The sequence below is a fragment of the Pseudomonas sp. DR208 genome (assembly GCF_019823005.1).
Lineage (GTDB): Bacteria > Pseudomonadota > Gammaproteobacteria > Pseudomonadales > Pseudomonadaceae > Aquipseudomonas > Aquipseudomonas extremorientalis.
Genome location: NZ_CP081944.1, coordinates 981,377 through 1,001,828 on the forward strand (window position 1 = coordinate 981,377; position 20,452 = coordinate 1,001,828).

At 62.4% G+C, this 20,452-nt stretch carries 20 protein-coding genes; 6 read left to right on the plus strand and 14 right to left on the minus strand.

The window, feature by feature from the left end:
* Positions 1–7: 7 nt before the first annotated feature.
* From K5K89_RS04160 to cpaB, 4 genes are read right to left on the minus strand one after another with little or no spacing between them, the layout of a single operon-like run.
* A complete protein-coding gene (locus tag K5K89_RS04160; RefSeq protein WP_071491577.1) occupies positions 8–1,279 on the minus strand; it encodes a CpaF family protein in 1,272 nt (423 codons plus the stop codon).
* Positions 1,276–2,469: a pilus assembly protein gene (locus K5K89_RS04165; RefSeq protein ID WP_071491576.1), complete on the minus strand. Its 1,194-nt coding sequence runs from the start codon at positions 2,467–2,469 to the stop codon at positions 1,276–1,278. The genes K5K89_RS04160 and K5K89_RS04165 overlap by 4 nt, the downstream gene beginning before the upstream one ends.
* Positions 2,466–3,683: a type II and III secretion system protein family protein gene (locus tag K5K89_RS04170; RefSeq protein ID WP_071491575.1), complete on the minus strand. Its 1,218-nt coding sequence runs from the start codon at positions 3,681–3,683 to the stop codon at positions 2,466–2,468. Before K5K89_RS04170 ends, K5K89_RS04165 begins: the two co-directional genes overlap by 4 nt.
* A gap of 19 nt (positions 3,684–3,702) precedes the next feature.
* Entirely contained in the window at positions 3,703–4,644 is a 942-nt protein-coding gene (gene cpaB / locus K5K89_RS04175) for a Flp pilus assembly protein CpaB (protein ID WP_093128527.1), read from the minus strand.
* A gap of 331 nt (positions 4,645–4,975) precedes the next feature.
* Between cpaB and K5K89_RS04180 the strand changes: the two genes are divergently transcribed.
* Positions 4,976–5,167, plus strand: coding sequence for a Flp family type IVb pilin (locus tag K5K89_RS04180; protein ID WP_058423609.1), 192 nt, complete (start codon positions 4,976–4,978; stop codon positions 5,165–5,167).
* 58 nt (positions 5,168–5,225) lie between these two features.
* On the plus strand, positions 5,226–5,630 hold the full coding sequence (locus K5K89_RS04185; RefSeq protein ID WP_071491573.1) for a response regulator: 405 nt from the start codon (positions 5,226–5,228) through the stop codon (positions 5,628–5,630).
* A 22-nt stretch (positions 5,631–5,652) separates the two neighbouring features.
* Here K5K89_RS04185 and K5K89_RS04190 read toward each other — a convergent pair whose 3' ends face one another.
* From K5K89_RS04190 to K5K89_RS04205, 4 genes are all read right to left on the minus strand, one after another.
* Positions 5,653–7,335: a ShlB/FhaC/HecB family hemolysin secretion/activation protein gene (locus tag K5K89_RS04190; protein WP_222540913.1), complete on the minus strand. Its 1,683-nt coding sequence runs from the start codon at positions 7,333–7,335 to the stop codon at positions 5,653–5,655.
* A gap of 175 nt (positions 7,336–7,510) precedes the next feature.
* Positions 7,511–9,037 carry a collagen-like triple helix repeat-containing protein gene (locus tag K5K89_RS04195; protein WP_222540914.1) on the minus strand — a complete coding sequence of 509 codons (1,527 nt, stop codon included), beginning with the start codon at positions 9,035–9,037 and terminating at the stop codon, positions 7,511–7,513.
* 301 nt (positions 9,038–9,338) lie between these two features.
* Entirely contained in the window at positions 9,339–10,187 is an 849-nt protein-coding gene (locus tag K5K89_RS04200; RefSeq protein WP_092250016.1) for a MaoC family dehydratase, read from the minus strand.
* Between the two features lie 2 nt (positions 10,188–10,189).
* Positions 10,190–11,533: a 3-oxoacyl-ACP reductase gene (locus tag K5K89_RS04205; protein ID WP_071491569.1), complete on the minus strand. Its 1,344-nt coding sequence runs from the start codon at positions 11,531–11,533 to the stop codon at positions 10,190–10,192.
* A 105-nt stretch (positions 11,534–11,638) separates the two neighbouring features.
* Here K5K89_RS04205 and K5K89_RS04210 point away from each other — a divergent pair, with 105 nt between their 5' ends.
* Both K5K89_RS04210 and K5K89_RS04215 read left to right on the plus strand, forming a co-directional pair.
* A complete protein-coding gene (locus tag K5K89_RS04210) occupies positions 11,639–12,916 on the plus strand; it encodes an acetyl-CoA C-acetyltransferase (protein ID WP_092250022.1) in 1,278 nt (425 codons plus the stop codon).
* 124 nt (positions 12,917–13,040) lie between these two features.
* Positions 13,041–13,940, plus strand: coding sequence for a PA4780 family RIO1-like protein kinase (locus tag K5K89_RS04215; RefSeq protein ID WP_014716761.1), 900 nt, complete (start codon positions 13,041–13,043; stop codon positions 13,938–13,940).
* 133 nt (positions 13,941–14,073) lie between these two features.
* Here K5K89_RS04215 and cueR read toward each other — a convergent pair whose 3' ends face one another.
* The 3 genes from cueR to K5K89_RS04230 all read right to left on the minus strand — a co-directional run bounded on the left by cueR (position 14,074) and on the right by K5K89_RS04230 (position 17,120).
* Positions 14,074–14,475 carry a Cu(I)-responsive transcriptional regulator gene (cueR, locus tag K5K89_RS04220; RefSeq protein WP_092250025.1) on the minus strand — a complete coding sequence of 134 codons (402 nt, stop codon included), beginning with the start codon at positions 14,473–14,475 and terminating at the stop codon, positions 14,074–14,076.
* Positions 14,472–16,673 carry a heavy metal translocating P-type ATPase gene (locus K5K89_RS04225; RefSeq protein WP_222540915.1) on the minus strand — a complete coding sequence of 734 codons (2,202 nt, stop codon included), beginning with the start codon at positions 16,671–16,673 and terminating at the stop codon, positions 14,472–14,474. Before K5K89_RS04225 ends, cueR begins: the two co-directional genes overlap by 4 nt.
* A 66-nt stretch (positions 16,674–16,739) precedes the next feature.
* Positions 16,740–17,120 (minus strand): hypothetical protein, encoded by a 381-nt coding sequence (locus K5K89_RS04230; RefSeq protein WP_071491565.1) that lies wholly within the window; start codon positions 17,118–17,120, stop codon positions 16,740–16,742.
* Between the two features lie 147 nt (positions 17,121–17,267).
* Here K5K89_RS04230 and K5K89_RS04235 point away from each other — a divergent pair, with 147 nt between their 5' ends.
* Positions 17,268–17,465 (plus strand): heavy-metal-associated domain-containing protein, encoded by a 198-nt coding sequence (locus tag K5K89_RS04235; protein ID WP_222540916.1) that lies wholly within the window; start codon positions 17,268–17,270, stop codon positions 17,463–17,465.
* Positions 17,466–17,550: 85 nt separating this feature from the next.
* Positions 17,551–18,744 (plus strand): Bcr/CflA family multidrug efflux MFS transporter, encoded by a 1,194-nt coding sequence (locus K5K89_RS04240; protein ID WP_058423620.1) that lies wholly within the window; start codon positions 17,551–17,553, stop codon positions 18,742–18,744.
* Between the two features lie 8 nt (positions 18,745–18,752).
* Here K5K89_RS04240 and K5K89_RS04245 read toward each other — a convergent pair whose 3' ends face one another.
* The 3 genes from K5K89_RS04245 to K5K89_RS04255 form a co-directional block, all read right to left on the minus strand.
* On the minus strand, positions 18,753–18,935 hold the full coding sequence (locus K5K89_RS04245) for a hypothetical protein (RefSeq protein ID WP_071491563.1): 183 nt from the start codon (positions 18,933–18,935) through the stop codon (positions 18,753–18,755).
* 146 nt (positions 18,936–19,081) lie between these two features.
* Complete coding sequence (locus K5K89_RS04250) at positions 19,082–20,095, minus strand: zinc-binding alcohol dehydrogenase family protein (RefSeq protein WP_222540917.1); 1,014 nt, start codon at positions 20,093–20,095, stop codon at positions 19,082–19,084.
* Positions 20,096–20,120: 25 nt separating this feature from the next.
* Positions 20,121–20,414 (minus strand): putative quinol monooxygenase, encoded by a 294-nt coding sequence (locus tag K5K89_RS04255; protein ID WP_092250040.1) that lies wholly within the window; start codon positions 20,412–20,414, stop codon positions 20,121–20,123.
* Between the last annotated feature and the right edge of the window lie 38 nt (positions 20,415–20,452).

Below are 20,452 nucleotides of genomic sequence, written 5' to 3' on the forward strand. Positions count from 1 at the left end.
GCGCTCCCTAGGACTGCAACGCCGATTCGCGGCGCAGTTTGTCGCCGGCCGGGTTGAGGGCTTCGCGCAGGAAGCCAAAGCCGGTACGCCGGTCCAGGCGGAACAGGGTATTGGTGACGTAAACGTCATCACGCACACCGACCACTTCCACCACTTCGCTCACGCAGCGACGCCCATCGGGCATGCGCGACAGTTGGATGATCACGTCCAGTGCGGCGCAGATCATCTGGCGCAGGGTTTTTTCGGCGATTGCCCGCCCGGTCAGGCCCACCAGGGTTTCCAGGCGCAGCAATGCATCCTGGGCGTTGTTGGCGTGCACGGTGCTCATGGAGCCGTCGTGGCCGGTGTTCATCGCCGTCATCACGTCGAGCACTTCGACACCACGGATCTCGCCAAGGATGATGCGGTCCGGGCGCATCCGCAGGGCGTTGCGGATCAGGTCGCTGGACTTGACTTCGCCGTGGCCCTCGGCGTTGGGTGGACGGGTTTCCAGGCGTACCACGTGGGGGTGGCCCAATTGCAATTCGGCGACGTCCTCGATGGTCACCAGGCGTTCGTGGGGGTTGATCAACTGACTGAGGATATTCAGCAGCGTAGTCTTGCCGGTGCCTGTGCCGCCGCTGATCAGGATATTGCAGCGCTTGCCCACGGCCTCCTGGAAGAACTCGAAAATGCTCTGGTCGATGGTCTGCATGGCGACCAGGTCGCTGCTCTTGAGCATGTCCTTGCGGAATTTGCGAATCGACAGGCACGGTCCGTCCAGGGCGATCGGCGGGATGATCGCATTGACCCGGCTGCCATCGGGCAGGCGCGCATCCACCATGGGCGAAGACTCATCCAGGCGCCGGCCCAGCGGTGCGAGGATGCGTTGCATCACGCGCTCCACGTGGTGGTCGTCGATGAAGCGCAGGTCGCTCTGGTGCAGCAAACCATCACGTTCGATAAATACTCGATGTGGCCCGTTGACCAAGATTTCGGTCACCGACGGATCGCGCAACAACACCTCCAGCGGGCCGAAACCGGTGAGTTCGTCAACGATCTCTTCGGCCAGGCGCTCCGTCTCGTAGCGCGAAATCGCCAGGCGCATGCGCGTGATGTACTCGGAGACTTTGTCGGTGACGAATTGCGCCAGGGACTGGCGCGTGCCTTCGAGCAGGTTCTTGCCCGACTCCTCGATGGCGTCGATGATGTAGCGATGCAGCACCAGTTTCAGGCCATCGTGATCGGTGTTGCCACCGGCAGCACGGGCCGGGCCGCCAAACAGTTTTTCTCCGTTCATCGTCCTGACCCCAGGATGCGTTCAAACCAGCGCATCGAAGGCTTTGCCAAACCCTCGGAGCGTTTTGCCAGGCGCTCGCCCAAGGCGCGCACGGCCTGGGTCAAGGGTTCGCGTGGCGCTAGGGCGAACAGCGTCTGGCCCTGGTTTTTCACATTCAGGCGCAGTTCGGCACTCAGGGGCAGCACGGCGACGCATTCGAGGCCGAAGCTCTTTTCCAGGGCTTCGGTGTCTGGGGCGCAGGCCTTGATGTAGCGGTCCACTACCAGTTTGGCATGCTCAAGCTTCATGCCTTTTTCACGCCAGCGATTGATCACCGCCAGGTTGCGACGGCAGTCCAGCACGTTCTGGTCGGTGCACCACAGCAGTTTGTCGCAATGGCTCACAAAGGTGCGCAGGGCTTCGCTGTCCGGCTGTCCGGTAATGTTCACGACGATGTGCTGGAAGTGTTGGCGCAAGGCGCTGAGCAACATGTACAGCTCGGCGGCGCTGGTGAGTTTGAGCGGTTCGTCACCGGTGGCGTACGCCAGGATGCGCAGGCCATCCAGGGCGGTGGTGAAGGCGCTGTTGATCAAGGTGGTGTCGAGGCGGCGCAAATGCCGCAGCGCATCGCCGAAATTGAACGTGCTCTCCAGGCCCAGCAACGCCAGGCTGTCGCTGCGTGGCAGGCCGAGGTCGAGCAGCAGGGTCTGCTGCCCGCTCTTTTGCACCACCAGCGCCAGGTGGGTGGCCAGCATCGCGCCGTCGGCGTTGCTCTGGGTGCCGAACAGCACGGTCAGGCCGCCCAGTTGTGCGTTGGGGGTCACGGTCGGCAGGCGCTTGCTCAGGCGCCGCACCAGGCCGGCCACTTCGCTGGAGCGTGAGCCGTAGGCCACGAAATCGCGGGCGCCGGCACGCATGGCATTCAGCACAAGCTGGTTGTCCATGCCATCGCCGAGGGCAACCACGGCGAGCATGGGCTTGGCTTCCAGCGCCCCTTCGATCAGTGCGCTCTGGGCCACCAGGTTTTCGCGGTCAAGGCCGATGAACACCAGGTTGGCGAAGGTCACATCGACCAGCGCCAACAGTTCGTCGAGGCTGCCGGTGCCGGCACTCACCACTTGGCCAAGCGGTGCGAGGGCCCCCTGCAGCCACTCAAGGTCAGTGGTGTTGCGGGTGATGGCGAGGAAGGTCTGGCTCAGGCTATCGCTCATTGGGAAAGTCCACTGCGACGGTCGAAGTTGCCGTTTTCCAGAAAGAACAGCCGGTACCAGTTCGGGTCGTAGTTGCGCAGTTTTTCGCCGGGCAAGGAGGGCAGTTGGGCGTTGGCGGCCAACGGCTGCACCAAGTGCGGCGTGACGATCATCAGCAGCTCTTTTTCTTCGCGGCTGATCGTGGAATCGCGGAAAAATGCGCCGAGGATGGGGATATCGCCCAGCCCTGGAAATTTATCGATGGTCGAGCGGTTGTTGGTGCTGATCAGGCCGCTGATCACGAAGCTTTCGCCATCGGCCAGGGACACGCTGGTGTCGGTACGGCGTACAGTCAGGGCCGGCACCTGGATGCCTTGAATCTGCACGGCGTTGCTGTAGTCCAGCTCGCTGACTTCCGGTGCCACCTTGAGAGTGATGCGATTGCGGTCGATCACGGTGGGGGTCAGGGTCAGGCGAATACCGAACTCTTTGTATTCGATGGAGATGGTATCGCTACCAGAGCTGGGTACCGGGACGGGCACTTCACCGCCGGCGAGGAAGGATGCGCTCTGCCCGCTCATGGCCACCAGGCTTGGGCGGGCCAGGGTGTAGGCAAAGCCGCTGCGCTCCAGGGCGTTGATCATGGCCTTGACCCGGCCGCCGCCAAATCCGACGTTGAAACTGTCCGTGCTCACCGGCAGCTTGAATACCCCCTCAGAGGGCGAAAGAAGGCTGGGGCTACCGAGGAAAAAGTTGGTACCCACGCCGAGAAACTTCGTACTGGCTTCCTTGAGCTTGGTACGGCTGACTTCCACAAAGCGGATGTCGGTCTGCACCTGGCTGGGCAGCAACGGGTCTTGCGAGGGCGACAGCGACACGCTGGTCAGCGCCGAGGTGGCCTTGCCCTTGACGAACACCATGCTCTGGCGCGGCGCGCTGGCGCAGGCGGTCCACACCAGCAGGCTGGTGGCGCCGCTGCTGACACCGGTGAGCAGGAAGTTACGGTCACCGTTGACCCGCACGTCGGCGATTTTCGGATCGCCGATGGCCAGGCGCGTAATTGCCACGGGCGATTGCAGTTCCTGTTGCAGGCCTTCTCCCACCTCGACCACGGCGGGCAGCTGGCCCAGGGCACTGCAGTTGCCCGGCGCTGCCAGGGCCATGTCGATCGGCAGGCTCGCCAGCATCAGGGCGCAGGCCAGTTGCGTGAACAGGGGTGCGTAGCGATGGCTCATTCAAGGCATCCTTGCTCGATCACGGGGTTTGTGGTGCCGCCTGGGCACCGCGAATCACTTCAATGCCACGCCGTACACCAGGCCCACCGCCAGCCGGCACGACGGGTTTGGGCGGGCCGGTCAACGCCAGTTGAGTGAACTGGTAAAGGTCGCGGTTAGCGCTTTCCAGCTTCTGCGCGGTGTCGTCTTCACCGGCCCAATAGCGGCTGAGCAGTTGTTCCTCGGCACTGCGCACGGCCAGGCGCAAGGTCCCGGCTTGTGCCGCGAGCATCATGCGGCTTAATAACGGCTCCGGCACGGCCAGCACCACGGTGCGTGCGGTGAGTCGACGTTGTAGGGCCTGGGCGCGTTCTTCGGCGGTAGCCGGGGGTGGCACTGCCGGTTGGCCATCGTTGGCCAGGCCCAATTGATCGCCGACGCTGAGCAGGCGCATCGCCGGAAGGACGATCTGGGCCGACTGTTCGGCGTTGCCGGCATCCTGGCGCAGGAACAGCAGCACATCCACGTAATCGCCAGGGCTCAATTGGCCTGCTGCGCCGACCACCTCGTCCACGGCCACGGCCAGCGCGCGCTCGTTGGGGCGGATCATGCGCGAGAGGGGGCCGCCGGCGTTGAAACTGTCCTCGTTGAGCCAGGTACCGGCGCCGAGGGTTCTCAGGGGTATGCGCCCGATGGCCTGGTCGAGTTGGGTCAGGCTGCCGGCGGGCGCGGTGCGCAGTTTCTCGACGGACAGGTCCGCGGCGGTCAGTGGCGTAAAGGCAGGCACTTCATGCCGCAGGACGACCACCGGCTGGCGGGTTTGGTCTTCAGCGGCGGCGAGGGTTTTTTCAACGGAAACGACAGGTGCGGCAGGCGCTGCGACGGGCTCAGGTGCGCGGCTCAACACCAGCCCCCAGTACCCGGCAATCAATGCCCCGATCAGCAGCAAGCCGGCCAGGACCATGCTGATGCGACTGTTCATGACGGCTCTCCCTTTCCCGTTGCACTGCACACCCTGTTAATCCAAACGGGTTAATCCGCAACCTGGCTGTGATGAACATCTAACGATTTGGCTATTTGAAGGTAGCTCAGCTAGGACGAAATGCCATTACCGCGGGGAAAAATTATCTGAAGCAGAAAGTTGGCCTTTTAAACTGCGGTGTTGTGGCGTCAACGTTGCGACTAATACTTTGTGATTAATCCGTTCTTACAGTTGTGAGGCCAGGGTTTGTTGACAATGCTCTAATGGCACGCCGCGATCATCTGGTGGTAGAGCCTTTCCGGCTTTCAGTGGCGTTTTAGGGAGAAGTCCAATGTTCCTTGACATGATGTTGAAGCTGTATGTCCAAACCCAACTTTTTTTTCAACGCAAAGACGGTGCGTCCGGGATTGAGTACGCGATCATTGTGGCCATGGTTGCATTGGTGATCGTCGGTGCCGGTTCTGGGCTGGGAACTAAGATCAAATCGATCTTCGACAGCGTCGCCACTAAGATGACCACTTGATAGCGTCTTTTTCCATGTGGAAGCACCTCATTAACGTTCTTCCTGTCCAGGTACAGCCATGAGCGCCTCTTCGACTTCCCGCCAACAAATTCTTTTGGTGGATGACGAAGAGGACGCCCTGATCGAACTCGCCGAATCCCTCGAAAACGAAGGGTTTGTGTGTTTTACCGCCAATTCCGTCACCTTCGCCCTGCAAGAATTGACACTTCACCCCGACATCGCCCTGGTCATCACCGACCTGCGCATGCCTGAGGAAAGTGGCATTTCCTTGATCAAGCGCCTGCGCGAACACACCTCACGCTCGCACTTGCCGGTGATTGTGATGTCGGGTCATGCCGAAATGGATGATGTGAGCGACATGCTGCGCCTGCAGGTGCTGGACCTGTTTCGCAAGCCGATCTACCTGGTGCGGTTGATCGATACGTTGAACAACCTCTTCCCCCTGCCCAAAGCGAAACCTTAGAGCCTGGCCTCTATATAGGGGATTACAGTTGGTAGCTGAAGCTCAGTGAGTAGCGCGGCCTGCGGTTGAAGCTGTCCAGCGCAATATCTGACATGGGTTTGGCGGCTTCCAATGCAATGTTGTAGTACTTGTTGTCACCAAAGCGCAGGCCCATCGCCGCAGATGACATATCGCTGGCCCTGACCGGCAGGTTGTTGAACCAGGACTTGGCACGGTCGAACACGATATAGGGCTGCAGGATCCGCACCCACTCACCGGCGCGGTTGTAGCTGTAGTTGACCTCATACGCCAACCCCCAGCCCTTGTCGCCGGAACCTTGGTCATCGGGGTAGCCACGCCCGAAGTTCTGCCCGCCGAAGGTGGCACGTTCGCTGTCGGGCAGGGTGTCATCACTCCAGTAAAACGCTCCCGACAGCACGCCCTGCCAGTTATCGAAGAACGTGTCGCTCTGGACGCCGGACAGGCGCAGGCGGAAGAAATCCAGGTCTGGCTTGAGTCCTTCGAAATCACTACGGGTCTTGGCACCCATGCCGTCTATCCCCTGGTACAGGCCTGCACTGAGAATGCGTAACTGGCGCGTGTCGGCCTTGCGCCAGTCACCTTCAAAGGCCAGGGCGCGCAGGTTGGTTTCGATGTCGAAGCGCTGGGGGTAGCCCACCAGTTGGTAGCGCGTGGTCTGGTCGACTGCGTACAGGCGCGTGCCCAGGGTCAGCGACTCATTGGGTGAGGCAATCAACGGATGGCTGAGGCCGACGGAATAGCGATCGATGGCCTGGTGCGGCTTGAGCGCGAAGCCGCCGCCCAGTTGCAGGCTGGTGTTGGGATCGGCGCGATAGCGCTCAGCGCCGAGCGCCAGTTGGGTCCCCTCGGCATTCACGAACTGGCTGTAGCCCACGCGGTAGTAATGCTCTTTATCCTTGCCAGGTGGGAGCAGACCGCTGATGTTGAGCTGCTCGCCCATGCTGGTCTGGGCGTTGCTGGTACCGGTAAGCAAGGCCTGCAGGCCACCACGGCTGTCGTCGGTCATGTTCATGCTGCTGGTGAAGGGTTTGCGGCTTGCGGTGATGTGCATGCTCGTGCCACCGTCAGTGGTACGGGGTGGTGGCACTTGGGCTTGCAACGTGACGCCCGGGATGCGGCCCATGAGCGTGGTGTAGCGCTCGAAGGTCTTGCGGGTCAGGGGGCGTTCGACCAGAAGCTTGTCGGCCAACTTGTCGACGTAGGTCGAGACCGAGCCGATGTCGCCACTTTGCTGGTAATCCTTGATATAGCCCTCCACCAGCACCACGCGCACCAGGCCGTTTTCAAAGTTCTGCTGGGGCAGGAACGCATAGGACAGCAGATAGCCGTCCTGTTGGTACCGACGTGTGATACCGCGGGTAGCTTCGATCAACTGCGCCAGGTTGGTCTCATGGCCGATCAACGGTTCGTAGGCTTTGGCGCTCTCGGCGAGAGGGTAGACCGTGCCACCCTCGATCTGCAGTTTGCGAATCGTCACCTTGGTGTCCATCATCAGCGGCTGGCCCTGGGTAGGCGGTGCTTCAGGCACCTGGGTTTGCGGCGTGACCGGTCGATAAGCATCGGCAGGGAGGTTGGGCACTGGCAAGTTGCGGATGGTGTCGTTGCTGTTGAGGAAGCTGGGAAGGGTCTCGGCCTGGGCGTAGGCACTGAGAGAAAGCAATAACAACGGCGTCAACACGCGCATAGGACACTCCATGGTCAACTGCAGCAGCGTTTCGGGCCCACCGGGTTCTGGGACTCGGCTCGGGAGGAACATGGTGCCAAGCCGCATAAAAAAGACGAGAGACTTATTGGGGGGCTCTCGTCTCAACCAAGCGTAGGCGCTGTAGGTGAGGCCGTCTAATCGGCCAGGTGCATTTCTATTGACCGGTGAGGCCTGTGAGCAAACCGCCTACACCGGTGTTGGTGGTAGCGCCTGCACTGCCATTGGCGGAGGCGCCGACGCTCAAGCCACCGAGCAGGCCGCCACTGCTGCCGGTACCTCCAGTGACCAGGCCCCCGACCGAGCCTACCGTGCCGCCTACGGCACTGACGGTATTGCCCAGCGCGTGAGTGATCGGGTTGGCATTTGCACCGGTCAGCGTGGTCCCGACGTTGGTGACTGCGGCGCCCACGTTGGTCACCAGGCCGTTGACCGGAGCACCGACGCCTGTGGTTGTGCCGATGTTTTGCGTGAGGCTGGCCACGCCTGAGGTCACAGGATTGAGGGCTGCACCGACACTGGTTGCCAGGCCTGCGACGGGTGCCGTTGCCCCCGTGTTGGCCACGCCGGTACCACCGATGACCGTGCCGAGGGAGGCGACGGTGCCGCCCAGCGCGCCACCGGTGACACCTGCTGCGCTGACCGCGCCGTTGGTGTTGCCAGCATTCAGCCCGTTACCGACATTTGCCACTAGGCCACCCACCAACTCAGGCAAGCCAGGTGCGGAAGCGCCACCCGCTGGAGCGACATAACCCCCTGATTTGTCGAGCACGCCACCGACGCCGGTCAATGCGCCACCCACGATGTCAGTGACGGGGTTACCGGTACCGCCTGCGCTGGCCACCTGGCCACCCAGGCCGGTGACTGCGGCACCGACCTTATCCACCAGGCCGTTTACCGGGTTCCCCAGACCGGCTGCGTTGCCGAGGTTGCCGGTGGTGTTTTCCACCAACGACACCACGGGTACCAGCACTCTTGCGCCGACACGGCCGGTGATCGAGCCCAGCGGGCCGGTGGTGCTGGCGGTACTCAAGGTATCGCCGAGCATGGTGACGGCCTGGCCAACCTGGTCGACCAGGCCTCCTGCTGCGCCCCCTACACCGCCGGTCAGTCCGCCGACGACTGGAACGCCGCCCAGCGTAGTGGACAAGGATTTGCCGGTGGTCGAAAGGCCGTCGCCCAAGTCGGCGACGCCATTACCTACACCCGCCACGGTGATGCCTAAGGAGTTGCTGTTTGTGCCCAGGGAGCCCAAGCCTGCAGTGACGCCGGTTCCGATACTGGTGACCGCATTGCCGGTTGCGGTGACCAGGCCTCCTGCGGTGGTGCCGACGATGGGGACGCTGGTCAAAGTGTCGCCCAGATCGCCGACGGCAGCGCCTACGTTACCCACGGTGCCGCCCAGGGTACCGGCAATCTGGCCGGTGACCAGAGGTGTGCTGGTCGAGCCTGTGCCGCCACCCGTACCACCGCCTGTGCCGCCGCCTGTGCCACCACCCGTGCCGCCTGTGCCACTGCCATCACCGCCACCCGTGCCACCCCCGGTTCCTGCACCTGCATCCGGGGAGGATGCTGCAACGCTGGATTTGTGCCCACCACCACCGCTGCTGCAGCCGCCGAGTGCCAGTGCTACTGCCAGGGCCAGCGCGGTACTTGCTTTCCAAAACACGACTTGAGTTTTCATGATTGAGTTCCTTGCACCTGTACAACCTTGGTTGTCTTCAAGCGCTCGCTACTTCTGGGGATAGCGATGCGTTTGTCCGTGCGGCTATAACAGCCCCGGCGGTGCGTTCTCTCAATGCTCTACTTGGTATTAACGATTTATATACAGCAGCGATGTACCGGTTAAGCAACTAATACCAAGGGTGTAAAGGGTGGATGTATCAAGATATATATAGGTTATAAATCAATTGGTTAAATAAAAAAGCGGACTTCATAAAGTCCGCTATTACTTAGGGTGTATATATACAATTAATCTGTTTGTTTCAGGCGATCGGTCGCCACTTACCTACCATATGTTCAATATCGCCCGCGCCTTTCAACCGCAACTCTCCGCTGGAACCGGCGGCGCTGGACAATAACGTCACTTCACCGGGCAGGCGCACGGGTTTCCTGAACTCGACGTCGATCTCGATATTGGCGGCGGGCAAGTGTTCGCCGAGCGCGGCAACGGTGTGCGCCTTGTTCCACAATCCATGGGCGATGGCCTGGGGGAAGCCGAACAGCTTGGCGGTCAGGGCGCTGAGGTGGATCGGGTTGTAATCACCGGAGACTCGCGCATAACGACGGCCGATATCGGCGGGGGCTTTCCAGCGGGTCAGCTCGCTGACCTGGTCGGGGGGCGATTGGGCGATATCTTCTGCCGCGCCTTCCAGCTTCACGCCCCGGCACAACATGCGGCTTTCAGCTTCCCACAGCAGGCCGAGGGAGTCTTCAACCGTGGTGATCAGGTCGAAGGTTGCGCCCTTGGCGTGGGGCTTGAGGTTCTGCGCGTGTACAGCCACAGACAGGTCGCTCACACCCCCCAGGGGGCGATGAATGCGGATGCGGTTACTCAGGTGAATCAGCCCCAGCAGCGGGAACGGAAAACTCTTATCGGTGAGCAACTGCATCTGCAAACCGAACGCAAGGATATGCGGATACGTCGCCGGCAGGATCGGACTGTCGGCAAAGCCGCAGACCTTGCGATAGGCCGCTACCCGCTTGGGGTCGATGCTGACCCGGCAGCGCAACCCGTGCTCGGGCAGCGTGCGGCCGGTGATCTTGCGCTTGAGGGCCGCACGCCAATACAGCGGCGGCAGAGACGGTGCACTGTCTAACGTCTTCCATTGCATGGTTACGCCCCCAGCAGACTTTGCCCACACACCCGCAGCGCTTGCCCGCTGACCGCACCGGAACCCGGTTGGCCCAGCCAGGCCACCGCTTCGGCGACGTCCTGCGGCAGGCCGCCCTGGCCCAGCGAACTCATGCGTCGCCCGGCCTCACGCAAGGCGAACGGGATATGCGCGGTCATCTGGGTTTCGATAAACCCCGGCGCCACGGCGTTGATACTGATGCCGCGCTCCTTGAGCAGCGGCGCCCAGGCCTGTGCGAGGCCGATCAAGCCGGCCTTGCTCGCCGCATAGTTGGTTTGCCCACGGTTGCCGGCGATGCCGCTGATCGAAGCCAGCAGCACTACACGGGCGTTGTCGTGCAGGGTGCCGCTGTCGAGCAGCGCCTGGGTCAGTACCTGCGGTGCATTGAGGTTGACCGCCAGCACCGCGTCCCAGTATTCCGGGGTCATGTTTGCCAGGGTTTTGTCACGGGTGATACCCGCGTTATGCACCAGGATGTCGAGGCCTTCGGGCAAGTGTTCGATCAATTGGTTGCCGGCGTCTTCGGCGCAGATATCCAGCGCTACGGTGCGTGCACCCAGGCGTGCGGCCAGGGCGTCGAGGTCGGCCTTGGCCTGGGGCACGTCGAGCAGGATCACCTCGGCACCATCGCGGGCCAGGGTCTCGGCGATGGATGCCCCGATGCCCCGGGCGGCGCCGGTGACCAGCGCCTTGCGCCCGGCCAGCGGCCGTGTCCAATCTTCCACCGGTGTAGTGCAAGCCTCCAGGCGGATCACCTGGCCGGAGATATAGGCGCTTTTCGGCGAGAGGAAGAAGCGCAGGGCGCCTTCCAACTGGTCTTCGGCACCGTCGCCGACATACAGCAATTGCAACACGCCACCGTTGCGCAACTCCTTGGCCAGCGAGCGGCTGAAGCCTTCCAGGGCGCGTTGGGCACTGGCGGCGAACGGATCGCTGAGGTTTTCCGGCGCACGGCCGAGGATCACCAGGTGCGCGCTGTTATCCAGGTTTTTCAGCAGCGGTTGGAAGAACTCGCGCAGTTGCTTGAGCTGGTCGGTGTGTTGCAAGTCGCTGGCGTCGAACACCACGGCCTTGAGTTTGGGACCGTGCCCGGGAATCCACGTCGACGTTTCAGTCCCGTAGGTGTAAATGGCATCGGTGAGTCTGTTGGCAAACGCCTGCACCTTGCTGACCAGTGCACCGCCGCCCAGCAGCAATGCGCCTTCCACCGGGCGCAGGCGCCCGGCCTGCCAGCGTTCCAGGCGTACCGGCGACGGCAGGCCAATGGCGGCGACCAGACGATGGCCGAGGCTTGAGTTGGCGAAGTCGATATAACGGTCAGACATGGAACGCTCTCCGAAGGCTGGGGTTCAAAGGGTTGACCATCCCAGGGTAGCAGTCGTTCGACTAGGCTCAGTAATCCAGCCCATAACAGACAGAGGGAGCTTTCCATGACTCAATTGCGCCGTGTAGCGATCATTGGCGGTAACCGCATTCCCTTCGCCCGTTCCAATGGCCCCTATGCCACGGCGAGCAACCAGGCAATGCTGACCGCGGCCCTCGAAGGCCTGATCGAACGCTACAACCTGCACGGCCTGCGCCTGGGTGAAGTGGCTGCCGGCGCGGTGCTCAAGCACTCGAGGGATTTCAACTTGACCCGCGAATGTGTGCTTGGCTCGCGCCTGTCCCCGCAAACCCCGGCCTATGACATTCAACAGGCCTGCGGCACCGGCCTGGAAGCGGCGTTGCTGGTGGCCAACAAGATCGCCCTGGGCCAGATCGAATGCGGGATTGCCGGTGGGGTCGACACCACCTCCGACGCACCGATCGGGGTGAACGAAGGGCTGCGCAGGCTTTTGCTGCAAGCCAACCGCAGTAAGTCCATGGCGGATAAATTAAAAGTCCTGTTACAACTTCGTCCCCATCACCTCAAGCCGGAACTGCCGCGCAACGGCGAACCGCGTACCGGTTTGTCCATGGGCCAGCACTGCGAATTGATGGCGCAGACCTGGCAGATCCCCCGCGCCGAGCAGGACCAGTTGGCCCTGGAAAGCCACCAGAAAATGGCCGCCGCCTATGCCGAGGGCTGGCACAACGATCTGCTCACGCCGTTCTTGGGCCTGACCCGCGACAACAACCTGCGTCCCGACCTGACCCTGGAAAAACTCGCCGCCCTTAAACCCGCCTTCGAACGCAGCGCAAAGGGCACGCTCACTGCCGGCAACTCCACGCCGCTCACCGATGGCGCATCGCTGGTGCTCTTGGGCAGTGAAGCGTGGGCCAGGGAGCGCGGCCTGCCGATCCTCGCGTACCTGCGTGATGGCGAAGCGGCGGCGGTGGACTTCGTCAACGGTGCCGAAGGCCTGCTGATGGCGCCGGTGTATGCGGTACCGCGCTTGCTGGCGAGGAACGGTCTGACGCTGCAGGACTTCGATTACTACGAGATCCACGAAGCCTTCGCTGCCCAAGTGTTGTGCACGCTCAAGGCTTGGGAGGATGCGGACTACTGCAAGACGCGCCTGGGACTTGACGCCCCCTTGGGTTCCATCGACCGTAGCCGCTTGAACGTTAAAGGCAGTTCCCTGGCCGCCGGCCATCCGTTTGCCGCCACCGGTGGGCGTATCGTTGCCAATCTGGCCAAGTTGCTGGACGCGGCGGGCAAGGGGCGTGGGCTGATTTCGATCTGCGCTGCGGGCGGTCAGGGTGTTACGGCGATCATCGAGCGCTGAAACTGGCATATTGGATGCATTCTTAAGTGATCAACGGTCGCTAGCCTCTCCCACCGGCGAGCTGATTGCCGTATAACGAGTGCCATACGCGTGTTTGGTAATACAGGACCCACAATAAAAGCTGATGAAGACTCCTAAACGCATTGAACCCCTGATCGAAGACGGTCTGGTCGACGAAGTGCTGCGCCCACTCATGAGTGGTAAAGAAGCAGCTGTTTATGTGGTGCGCTGCGGCAACGAATTGCGTTGCGCCAAGGTTTACAAGGAGGCGAACAAACGAAGTTTTCGTCAAGCGTCCGAATACCAGGAAGGCCGTAAGGTCCGTAACAGCCGGCAGGCCCGGGCCATGGCCAAGGGCTCCAAGTTCGGCAAGAAAGAAACCGAGGATGCCTGGCAGAACGCCGAAGTGGCTGCATTGTTCCGCCTGGCCGGTGCGGGCGTCCGCGTGCCCCAGCCGTTCGACTTCCTTGAAGGCGTGCTGCTGATGGAACTGGTGGCCGACGAGTACGGCGATGCGGCGCCGCGTCTGAACGACGTGGTGCTGGAACCGGACCAGGCGCGCGAATACCACGCCTTCCTGATTTCCCAGATCGTGCTGATGCTGTGTACCGGCCTGGTGCACGGTGACCTGTCCGAGTTCAACGTGCTGCTCACGCCCACCGGCCCTGTGATCATCGACCTGCCCCAGGCGGTGGATGCGGCGGGCAACAACCACGCGTTCAGCATGCTGGAGCGGGACGTGGGCAACATGGCTTCCTATTTCGGGCGCTTTGCGCCGGAGTTGAAGAAGACCAAGTACGCCAAGGAAATGTGGGCGCTGTACGAAGCCGGCACGTTGCACCCTGCCAGCGTGTTGACCGGTGAGTTCGACGAGCCGGAAGAACTGGCAGACGTCGGCGGTGTGATCCGCGAGATCGAAGCGGCGCGGTTGGATGAAGAGCGCCGCCAGGCGATTCGCGCGGCGGACGATGCGCCGCCGAGCAAGGTGCCGGACGAACCTCCGCCGCCGCCTTGGATGCAGTGATTGCCAGATAACTGGAAATCACAATGTGGGAGGGGGCTTGCCCCCGATAGCGGTGGATCAGCCGGCTTATCTGTAGCTGACCCACTGCAATCGGGGGCAAGCCCCCTCCCACATTGGATTTGTGCACATTCGGTCAGGCGCAGCAGCTTCCGGACGCCAACTCCTTGAGAATCGGACAATCCGGCCGATGATCGCCCTGGCAGTGCTCCACCAGGTCCTGCAACGTATCGCGCAGTTGCCCCAGCTCAAGAATCTTCTGGTTCAACGCCTCGATATGCTGGCGCGCCAAGGCTTTTACATCGGCGCTGGCCCGTTGCCGGTCCTGCCACAGGGTCAGTAGCCTGCCGACTTCCTCCAGAGAAAATCCCAGGTCGCGCGAGCGTTTGATAAACGCCAGGGTGTGCAAGTCATCCGCGCCGTACACGCGATAGCCACTGTCGGTGCGGTGGGCTGGCTTCAGCAGGCCGATGGATTCGTAGTAGCGAATCATCTTGGCGCTGAGCCCGGTCTGGCGCGCGGCTTGGCCGATGTTCATGGGCGTCGTTCCTCCAGGTCCTTGGGTTTCCAAGTCTTCAACAGTAAGGCATTGCTGACCACGCTGACACTCGACAAGGCCATTGCCGCGCCGGCCAATACCGGGTTGAGCAGGCCGAATGCGGCCAACGGAATGCCGATCAGGTTATACACAAAGGCCCAGAACAGGTTCTGACGGATCTTGGCGTAGGTCTTGCGGCTGATCTCCAGGGCTGCCGGCACCAGGCGCGGGTCACCGCGCATCAGGGTGATACCGGCCGCGTGCATGGCCACGTCGGTGCCACCGCCCATGGCGATGCCGATATCGGCGGCGGCCAGGGCCGGGGCGTCGTTGATGCCGTCGCCGACCATGGCCACCACGCCGGTTTTCTTCAACTCAGTGACAGTTGCGGCTTTATCGGCGGGCAGCACTTCGGCGTGTACATCGTCGATACCCAAAGCCTCGGCGACCACGCGGGCGCTGCCGTGATTATCACCGGTGAGCAAATGGCTGCTGATGTGCCGGGCCTTGAGTTGCCGTACCGCTTCCAGCGCGCCGGGCTTGAGCGTATCGCCAAAAGCGAACAGCCCCAGCACTCGCGGTTGGGCGCCTTGCTCGATCAGCCAGGACAAGGTGCGGCCTTCGGCTTCCCAGGCCTTGGCCGAGTCCGCCAGGCCCCCCGCGTTCAAGCCGTTTTCTTCGAGCAGGCGGCGATTGCCCAGGGCCAGCGACTGGCCGTCCAGGGTTCCGGCGATGCCGCGTCCGGTCAGGGATTGGCTGGCCGTCACATCGGCAACTGCCAACCCTTGTTCCTTGCACGCATCCACTACGGCTTTGGCCAACGGGTGTTCACTGCCGCGTTGCAGCGCGCCGGCGTGTTGCAGCAGCCGCGCTTCGTTGCCATCCACGGCGGCCAGGTGGGCGATTTTCGGGGCGCCGGAGGTGAGGGTGCCGGTCTTGTCGAAGACCACGGCGCTCACTTCATGGGCGCGTTCCAGGGCCTCGGCGTCCTTGATCAGGATGCCGTGGCGGGCGGCAACGCCGGTGCCGGCCATGATTGCAGTGGGTGTGGCCAGGCCCAAGGCACAGGGGCAGGCGATCACCAGCACAGCCACGGCATTGATGATCGCGGTCTCCAGCGAAGCACCGTACAGCCACCAGCCCACCAGGGTGATCAACGCCAGCACCAGCACGGCCGGGACAAACACTTGGCTGACTTTATCCACCAGCTTCTGGATCGGTGCCTTGGCGGCCTGGGCGTCTTCCACCAGACGGATGATCCGCGCCAGCACGCTTTCGGCGCCGAGGGCCAGGGTGCGTACCAGCAGGCGGCCTTCGCCGTTGATGGCGCCACCGGTGACTTTGTCGCCAGGTTGCTTTGGCACCGGCAGGCTTTCGCCGCTGATCAACGCTTCGTCGGCGTGGCTCTGACCCTCGACCACTTCACCGTCCACCGGGAAGCGTTCGCCGGGTTTAACCAGCACCAGGTCATTGAGCTTCAGGGCGCTGATGGCGACGTCTTCTTCGCGGCCATCCAGTACCCGAATCGCTCGCTCGGGGCGCAGGGCTTCCAGGGCGCGGATGGCGCTGGCGGTCTGGCGTTTGGCGCGGCTCTCCAGGTATTTACCCAGTAGCACCAGGGCGATCACCACCGCCGACGCTTCGAAGTACAGGTGCGGCGTCATGCCTGGGTGAGCGGCGAGCCACTCGTAGAGACTCAGGCCGTAACCGGCGCTGGTGCCGATGGCGACCAGCAGGTCCATATTGCCGGCACCCGCCCGTACGGCTTTCCAGGCAGCAATATAAAAGCGTGCGCCGAAGATGAATTGGACCGGCGTGGCCAGGGCGAACTGCGCCCAGGCCGGCAGCATCCAGTGCAGGCCGAAGGGCTCCACCAGCATCGGCAATACCAACGGCAGTGCCAGCAGGATTGCCAGCAGCAACGACCAACGCTCGCGGTGCAGGCGCCGGGCCTGATCGGCATCGGTGGAGGTTTCGCTTTGGGGCAGGCTGGCGGTGTAGCCGGCTTTGTCGACGGCAGCAATCAGCACGCCGGGGTCCATCAGGCCGAGCACTTCGACATGGGCGCGTTCATTGGCCAGGTTGACGCTGACGCTTTGCACCCCCGGTACCTTGCCCAGCGCGCGCTCGACCCGGCCGGCACAGCTGGCGCAGGTCATGCCGCCGATGGGCAGGTCAAAGGTGGTGGATCCATTCATGGGGCAGTCCTCCAAGAGAAGTTGCCCCTAGCATCAACCTTGACCTGTGGGGAAGGTCAAGCGCCTTCAGTATTCCAAGGCGGCGGGCTTGAGGTACATGCCGTCCGGGCCCTGGGCAATGCGCAACTTGCGCACATCACCGACCTTGAGCGTAATGTTTTGCGCAGGCGGTGCCAGCAGGCCCGGCAGGCAACCCGGGGACTGGCCCGGCAGCAACTTCAGGCGCAGTGACAGGTTGCCCGCCGGCAGGTTGAACGAGGTGGCCTGCTCCTGGAACAGCCGACCCGCCAACTGGTCATTCAGGTACAGACCGATTTCGCAGTTGGTCGGCACTTCCAGGCGTTCCCGGGAAATGATCAGCACCGCATAGTCTTCTGCGGCGAAGGCTTGGGGCGCGGCGGCCGACAGGCTCATCAGGCCGGCAAGGGCAAAAAACGACCAGCGCATGGCGAATGCTCCGTGGTGTGAATCGAAGATGAGTGAAGCTTGGCCTTTGAAGCGGCCAAATACCAGCCCGGCAGAAACTTCCGGAACTTGACCTTGCCATCGTGGCAAGGTCGAGACTGGGTCCAACCTCATCAAAGGAGTCATGTCATGCAAGTATTCAGCGTTGAAGGAATGACCTGCGGCCATTGCGTTCGAGCGGTGACCCAGGCGGTGCAGAACCAGGACCCGGCGGCCAGCGTGAAGGTCGACCTGGCGGCAAAAGAGGTGGGCGTCGAGAGCCGCTTGTCTGCCGAGCAAGTGATCGAGGCGATCAACGACGAGGGCTATAGCGCCAAGCTCGCCTGACGCGGACAAATAGTTAGCGAGCTATCGTGTTCAACGCACCCAAGCGCGGCTAGACTATCGGGCTGCCGACTCACTTGGGTGCCCGATGAACCTCCGCATAATTCTGATCCTGGGTGCCTTGAGCGCCTTCGCGCCGCTGGCGATCGATTTTTACCTGCCGGGCTTCCCGGCCATGGCCAAGGCCTTTGCCACCGATGAAAAACACATCCAGCTGACCCTGGCGGTGTATTTCGGCGGCCTGGCCATCGGCCAGTTGATCTACGGCCCATTGGCTGACCGCTTTGGTCGGCGCGGTCCGCTGCTCAGCGGCGTCACCTTGTTCACCTTGGCCTCCTTCGCCTGCGCCTTTGCGCCTTCACTGGAATGGTTGATTGGCGCGCGTTTCGTGCAGGCCCTGGGCGGTTGCGCGGGCATGGTGATTTCCCGTGCCGTGGTCAGCGACAAATGCGACGCGGTGGGGTCGGCCAAAGTCTTTTCCCAACTGATGCTGGTCACTGGCCTGGCGCCGATCCTCGCGCCGCTGGCCGGTGGGTTGATGGTGGGGCTGTGGGGCTGGCAGTCGATTTTCCTGGCGCTGTCGATATTCAGCGTAATGGCGGCCATCGCGGTCGCCGTCGGGTTGCCGGAAACCTTTCCGGCCCATCAGCCGCGCCAGCCGTTGTCCGGCTCGTTGCGTCGCTATGCGGCCTTGTTGTCGGACCGCGTCTACCTCGGGTATGCCCTCACCGGTGGCATTTCGATTGCCGGGATGTTTGCCTACATCGCCGGTTCACCGTTCGTGTTTATCCAACTCTATGGCGTGCCGGCCGAGCATTACGGCTGGCTGTTCGGCTCCAACGCGGCGGGTTTTATCCTCGTGGCGCAGGTCAATGCGCGGCTGCTGTCCAAGCGCGGCCCGGCGTTCCTGCTGTCGCGCAGTGTGTGGGTCTACCTGTTGGCGGCGTTGACGTTGCTGGGCATCGCGGCATTGCGCACCGATGCATTGTGGCCATTGCTGGTGCCGCTGTTTATCTGCATTGCCAGCCTGGGCTGCATTCTGCCTAACACTTCGGCCTGCGCCATGAGCGGGCAGGGTGCACGGGCCGGTAGCGCTTCGGCGTTGCTCGGCTGCATTCAGTTTGGCGTGGCCGCCGGCGCTGCTTCGTTGGTCGGCGTGTTGCACGACGGCACGGCGATGCCGATGGCCATGGTCATCAGCTTGTGCGGTGTACTGGCGGTGACGATTGCGATGTCGACCCAGCGCCTGCAACGCAAACGGGCCTTGCAGGCGCAGGTCTGAAGAGCGGGTCAGCCAGCGGCAGAACGTTGCTGGCTGATGGGGAAACGGTGGGGGGCCTGGATACGGGCTTGCAGGGTGTCGGCAAAGGCGCGGGCCTCGGCCTCGGTGCGGAAGGTGAAGGCGTCCTGGTCGAGACGCACCTGCCATTTATTGCCTGCGGATTTTGCTAACGCTTTTATCAGGATCTTCATTGCTGACTTCCTCACGTAAAAGAATCGTGGCAAAGGCGGCCAATATAAACCCGAATACGCTCACAAATATGACAAAGATCAACTCTCTGACTAGCGGTGTCGTCCATTACTCACATGAATAATGGACGACGCTGACAGCCGTTTTTTCAGAACCCTTCCAGCACGATCTTGCCCTTGGCCTTGCCGCTTTCCAGCAGCGCATGGGCACGGCGCAGGTTGGCCGCATTGATCACGCCGAAGTGTTCGCCCACCGTGGTTTTCAGGGTGCCGGCGTCGATCAGTTCGGCCACGCGGTTGAGCAGGTTGTGCTGCTCGATCATGTCCGGTGTCTCGAACATCGAGCGGGTGTACATGAACTCCCAGTGCAACGACAGGCTTTTGCGCTTGAGCTTGCTGACGTCCAGCGCCTTGGGATCGTCGATCAGCGCCAGCTTGCCCTGGGGTTGCAGAGCCTCGACCAGTTGGTCCAGGTGATGATCGGTCTGGGTCAGGCTGGCGACGTGGGTCACGTGCGGGTGGCCGGCGCTTTTCAGCGCTTCGCTCAAGGGTTGGCTGTGGTCGATCACCAGGTCGGCGCCCAGGTCCCTGGCCCACGCCTGGGTTTCCGGGCGCGAAGCGGTGCCGATCACTCTCAAGGCGGTGAGCTGGCTGGCCAATTGGGTCAGGATCGAGCCCACACCTCCGGCGGCACCGACGATCAGCAGGCTCTGGCCTTCATCCTGTTTACCCTCACGCACTTGCAGGCGTTCGAACAGCAGCTCCCAGGCGGTGATCGCCGTCAGTGGCAGCGCGGCGGCTTCGGCAAAGCCCAGGCTTTTCGGCATATGGCCGACGATGCGCTCGTCCACGGTGTGCAGTTCGCTGTTGCCGCCTGGGCGCACCAGGGAACCAGCGTAGAACACCTTGTCACCGGTCTTGAACAGCGTCACGTCGCTGCCGACGGCCTTGACCACACCGGCGACGTCCCAGCCCAGGACCTTGGCGGCGCCGTTTTCCGGGGCGACGTTCTGGCGCACCTTGGTGTCCACCGGGTTGACCGAGATGGCTTTGACTTCCACCAGCAGGTCACGCGGGCCGGCGACGGGCGCTGGCAGCTCGATGTCTTGCAAGGCGTTTGGATCGTTGATCGGCAGTGAGGCGTAGTAGGCAATGGCTTTCATGATGGCTCCGGAAAAAGGGCGATGATCAGGCGAGAAATTTCAGGCGCTTGAGTTCGAAGTGTTCGATCACATCAGCGGCCTGGGTGCGAAAGCTCTGGATATGCGCGCTCTGGTCGTGGTCGGCGAGCGCCGCTTCGTCGCTCCAGCGCTCGAGCATGTAGAAGGTCTCGGGGTGTTGCAGGTCTTGATGCAGGTCGTATTGTTCGCAACCGGCTTCCAGGCGCGTGGGTTCCAGCAGGCCGCGCAGCAAGGGTTCCAGGGTGGCTTGTTGGCCGGGTTTGGCGATCAGCGTGGCAATGACGTTAAAGGCGGTGGACATAGTCAACTCCAGACACGTGATGAACGGGATGCACAGAT

Coding starts and splice junctions, on each gene's coding strand:
- K5K89_RS04230 (WP_071491565.1), bottom strand. CDS start 17,120: ATGCGCTGGTCGTTTTTTGCCCTTGCCGGCCTGATGAGCCTGTCGGCC.
- K5K89_RS04185 (WP_071491573.1), top strand. CDS start 5,226: ATGAGCGCCTCTTCGACTTCCCGCCAACAAATTCTTTTGGTGGATGAC.
- K5K89_RS04250 (WP_222540917.1), bottom strand. CDS start 20,095: ATGAAAGCCATTGCCTACTACGCCTCACTGCCGATCAACGATCCAAAC.
- K5K89_RS04235 (WP_222540916.1), top strand. CDS start 17,268: ATGCAAGTATTCAGCGTTGAAGGAATGACCTGCGGCCATTGCGTTCGA.
- K5K89_RS04195 (WP_222540914.1), bottom strand. CDS start 9,037: ATGAAAACTCAAGTCGTGTTTTGGAAAGCAAGTACCGCGCTGGCCCTG.
- K5K89_RS04170 (WP_071491575.1), bottom strand. CDS start 3,683: ATGAGCCATCGCTACGCACCCCTGTTCACGCAACTGGCCTGCGCCCTG.
- K5K89_RS04205 (WP_071491569.1), bottom strand. CDS start 11,533: ATGTCTGACCGTTATATCGACTTCGCCAACTCAAGCCTCGGCCATCGT.
- K5K89_RS04210 (WP_092250022.1), top strand. CDS start 11,639: ATGACTCAATTGCGCCGTGTAGCGATCATTGGCGGTAACCGCATTCCC.
- K5K89_RS04255 (WP_092250040.1), bottom strand. CDS start 20,414: ATGTCCACCGCCTTTAACGTCATTGCCACGCTGATCGCCAAACCCGGC.
- K5K89_RS04190 (WP_222540913.1), bottom strand. CDS start 7,335: ATGCGCGTGTTGACGCCGTTGTTATTGCTTTCTCTCAGTGCCTACGCC.
- cpaB (WP_093128527.1), bottom strand. CDS start 4,644: ATGAACAGTCGCATCAGCATGGTCCTGGCCGGCTTGCTGCTGATCGGG.
- K5K89_RS04200 (WP_092250016.1), bottom strand. CDS start 10,187: ATGCAATGGAAGACGTTAGACAGTGCACCGTCTCTGCCGCCGCTGTAT.
- K5K89_RS04225 (WP_222540915.1), bottom strand. CDS start 16,673: ATGAATGGATCCACCACCTTTGACCTGCCCATCGGCGGCATGACCTGC.
- K5K89_RS04180 (WP_058423609.1), top strand. CDS start 4,976: ATGTTCCTTGACATGATGTTGAAGCTGTATGTCCAAACCCAACTTTTT.
- K5K89_RS04245 (WP_071491563.1), bottom strand. CDS start 18,935: ATGAAGATCCTGATAAAAGCGTTAGCAAAATCCGCAGGCAATAAATGG.
- K5K89_RS04160 (WP_071491577.1), bottom strand. CDS start 1,279: ATGAACGGAGAAAAACTGTTTGGCGGCCCGGCCCGTGCTGCCGGTGGC.
- K5K89_RS04240 (WP_058423620.1), top strand. CDS start 17,551: ATGAACCTCCGCATAATTCTGATCCTGGGTGCCTTGAGCGCCTTCGCG.
- K5K89_RS04215 (WP_014716761.1), top strand. CDS start 13,041: ATGAAGACTCCTAAACGCATTGAACCCCTGATCGAAGACGGTCTGGTC.
- K5K89_RS04165 (WP_071491576.1), bottom strand. CDS start 2,469: ATGAGCGATAGCCTGAGCCAGACCTTCCTCGCCATCACCCGCAACACC.
- cueR (WP_092250025.1), bottom strand. CDS start 14,475: ATGAACATCGGCCAAGCCGCGCGCCAGACCGGGCTCAGCGCCAAGATG.